Annotated in this window: 3 protein-coding genes; 2 read left to right on the forward strand and 1 reads right to left on the reverse strand. The window is 48.3% G+C overall.

Annotation, left to right across the window (positions count from 1 at the left end; genetic code table 11):
- Positions 1–1,327 (forward strand): glucose PTS transporter subunit IIA (locus tag AC1WIP_RS13035; protein ID WP_481142233.1); only part of this gene is annotated, 1,327 nt, incomplete at its 5' end.
- 14 nt (positions 1,328–1,341) lie between these two features.
- The gene (locus AC1WIP_RS13040) at positions 1,342–2,817 is read left to right on the forward strand and encodes a glycoside hydrolase family 1 protein (protein WP_481142234.1); all 1,476 of its coding nucleotides are present in this window, start codon (positions 1,342–1,344) and stop codon (positions 2,815–2,817) included.
- Positions 2,818–3,087: 270 nt separating this feature from the next.
- Here AC1WIP_RS13040 and AC1WIP_RS13045 read toward each other — a convergent pair.
- Positions 3,088–3,634, reverse strand: a 547-nt coding sequence (locus AC1WIP_RS13045) for a PBECR4 domain-containing protein (RefSeq protein ID WP_481142235.1), incomplete at its 5' end; no start/stop codon positions are given.

Consider the following 3,634-nt stretch of genomic DNA (forward strand, 5'->3'; position numbering starts at 1 on the left):
GCTGTATCCTACAATTCAAGGTGTAGACCTGAACCTTTTTGGCATGACGGTCAATGCCACATACACCTCTACATTCCTGCCGGTCGTTTTTACAATGGCAATTGCGATTCCTCTTTATAAATGGCTGGAAAAACGTGTATCCAAATTAGTTAAGTCCTTTATGGTTCCTGCTATTGCTTTAGCCGTGGCTGTGCCGCTGGGATTTTCTTTAGTCGGACCTGCGGCAAACATGGTCGGCAATGCTCTGAATGTCGTTCTTACGGTGGTTTTTGACACAGTTCCGTTGGTGGCATTCATTATCTTTGGTGGATTGTATCAGGTTTTCGTTCTGTTTGGTATTCATGGCGCAATCTGCATGGTTCCGTTTATGGAGTTGTTACAGGGTCATCCTGTCAGAATGCTGGGATGCACTCTTATTCCATGCTTTGCCCAGACAGGTGTTGTACTTGCTGTCTGCCTTAAGACCAAAGACAAGAAGCTCAAAGATATCGCGCTGCCTGCTTTCTTCTCCGGTATTTTTGGTGTGACGGAACCCGCTATCTATGGCGTGACCCTCCCGCGCATTAAAATGTTCGTCATTGCCTGTATTGGTGCAGCAGCAGGCTCTGCGGTTGGTGCAATCACTGGCCTGACTCTGTATAGCTATGCGGGCATGGGTGTTATTGGCTTGCTGGGAATGATTAATCCTAATGGTGCAACGAATTTTGTGGGCATTATTTTGATGGTAGCCGTTGCCTTTGGTTTCAGTTTTGTGATGGCTTGGTTTACTTATAAAGATGAGGATGGCACCAGTGAAAATATTCTGACAGAACAAGGGGAAAAGAATCAAAAAAAGAGTGCCCCTCGAACTGAAAAGTCCGCAATGGCTCTTCAGAAAGTGGAAATTGCAGCTCCCCTGTCTGGCACCGTTAAGCCGCTGGGTGAATGTAGTGATGAGGCATTCTCCACCGAGGTGCTGGGCAAAGGCGTGGTCATCCTGCCGGAAAACGGTATTGTGATGGCTCCTTTTGACGGTGTGGTAGAAAATCTGTTTTCTACCCGTCATGCTATTGCCCTGACCGATAAAACAGGCTGCAATGTGCTCATTCATATCGGGATGAATACCGTAAGATTGGACGGTGAAGGATTCAAGGCCTTTGTCAAACAGGGTGATACTGTAAAAAAAGGTGATAAGTTGCTGGAAGTAGATATCAATTCCATTCATGAAAAAGGATATTCTCTGGAAACGCCTGTTCTTGTAACCAACGCCGATGATTATGCAGATGTGATAGAGATGGCTTCCGGTTCAGTAAAGGCCGGTGCTCCACTGCTTACTGCATTAAAATAAAGGGGGATACAGACGTGAGCACATTTCCAAAGGGATTTTTTTGGGGTGGCGCAACTGCTGCTAACCAGTATGAGGGTGGCTGGGATGCTGATGGCCGTGGTCCGGTTATGACGGATGTTACTACGGCAGGTACAGCAAAAACACCACGTTTGATAACCTATCAGCTTCCCAATGGTGATATTAAGGCTTGTCCACAGATGGCGATACGTCCGATTGGAGCAAAGCCAGTGGTGGCAGATGGATACTATTATCCCAATCAGCAAGCTGTGGATTTTTACCACCGCTATAAAGAAGATATTGCTTTATTGGCAGAGATGGGCTATACGATGTTCCGTATGTCCATCAGCTGGAGCCGTATTTATCCCAAAGGAACCGAGGAGAAACCCAATCAGGCAGGTTTGGAGTTCTACTATAAAGTTTTTGCTGAACTGAAAAAATACAATATCGAGCCACTTGTAACGATTTGCCATAACGATACTCCTCTGTATATTGAAGAAGAGTTGGGCGGTTGGGAAAACCGCAATACGATCGCGTTATTCGATAAGTATGCAAAGACAATTCTGGACGAGTACAAAAATGAAGTCAAATACTGGCTGACCTTTAACGAAATCAATTGTCCGTTGCTGCTATTGAAAGTCATTCCTGATTGTCCAAAGGAACTGGCTGCATCGGCCTATATTAAGCTGCACCACCAGTTTATAGCCAGTGCCCATGCAGTGCAGTATGCCCATACTGTAAGCCCTAACTATAAAGTAGGCTGCATGAGTGCCGGTGGCTGTAATTATCCGTTGACCTGTGACCCGAAGGATCAGCTTTTCACACAGCAGGATCGGCAAATGATGAATTACTATTGCGGTGACGTGATGGTACGAGGTGCTTACCCGTTTTTTGCCAAGCGTCTATGGGATGCTGATGGTGTGACGTTGGATATTACAGAGCAGGACAAGGCCGACCTGCTGGCAGGCAAAGTGGACTTCTACAGCTTCAGCTACTACTCCACCAGCTGTGTCACGACCCACAAGGACGTGGCAAAGGACGGCGCAGGCAATCTGAGCCTCGGCGCAAAGAACCCCTATATCAAGTATTCCGACTGGGGCTGGGGCATGGACCCCTCCGGCCTGCGCTACTACCTGAATGAGATCTATGGCCGCTATCAGATCCCTCTGATGGTGGTGGAGAACGGTCTGGGCGCAGTGGATACGCTGGAGCCGGACGGCAGCGTGCATGACCCCTACCGCATCGAGTATCTGCGCGGTCACATTCAGGCTATGGAGAAAGCCATCAATGAGGATGGCGTGGATCTGCGTGCCTACACGCCGTGGGGCTGCATCGACCTGATCTCGGCCTCCACCGGCGAGATGAAGAAGCGCTATGGGTTCGTGTACGTTGATCTGGACAACGAGGGCCACGGCACCCGCGACCGCTACCGCAAGGACAGCTTCTACTGGTATAAAAAGGTCATCGCCTCCAATGGTCAGGATTTGACCTGAAATAATTTGGCAAGGTAAATGTAAAGCATTTAGTGCTCTTTGACTTGTATTGTCACACCGATGGTGTATAATGCCTTTAGAGGATAGCGGCATTGACCAGCTATCGGTGGCGATGAAGTAGCAGACTGGTTCGGCATCAGGCTGCTGTGGAGCCAAACCATGGGTTAAGCGATAACCACAAGCCGAATAGATTCACTCGAATCGAACGAAAACGCAAAATGCCCGCTCACCGTGGAGATTCAGCTCCATCGGTGGTCGGGCATTCTTTTGTTATTCAGGCAATACAAGATAGCTATATTCATCAGGAAGAACGATCTTTTCCCATTCGACCTTTTTGGCGGTAAACACGATTTCTGAATACTGTTCCTCGCTGCGGCTCTTGCGATATGTAGCAATAATTCGGTCAGCAGCTTTTACCTTGGTTCGGATATCGCCCTCCAGTACCGTGTTGGGGACGAAACGACCTTCACCGCCATCCCGGACAAACCCCATGCAGGCACTGAGGGAGCCAGCGATTTTGTCAGTGTACAGCTTAGGCTGGCTCATGTTGTAATCGCCCAACATTTTTGCGGAGAGGTTCTTCTTCATCAGACTGGGCAGAACCCGCATTTTCATTTCGGTGGTTCCGTCTGCGGAAAATTCAAAGTCCGCTTCGGTCAGACGCTTGTCATAGCACAGATTGAAAAAGTGTCGGGCATTGATGCCAGGCTTGCGCAGCTTAAAGCCTGTCATGTGCAAGAAGTTACCAATATCGAATGTGACTTCCAGACAATGGACATTCTTGTGCTTGTCCGTGGTGATGAACAATAGGCTTCTG

It is taken from the genome of Acetatifactor sp. (assembly GCF_982438285.1).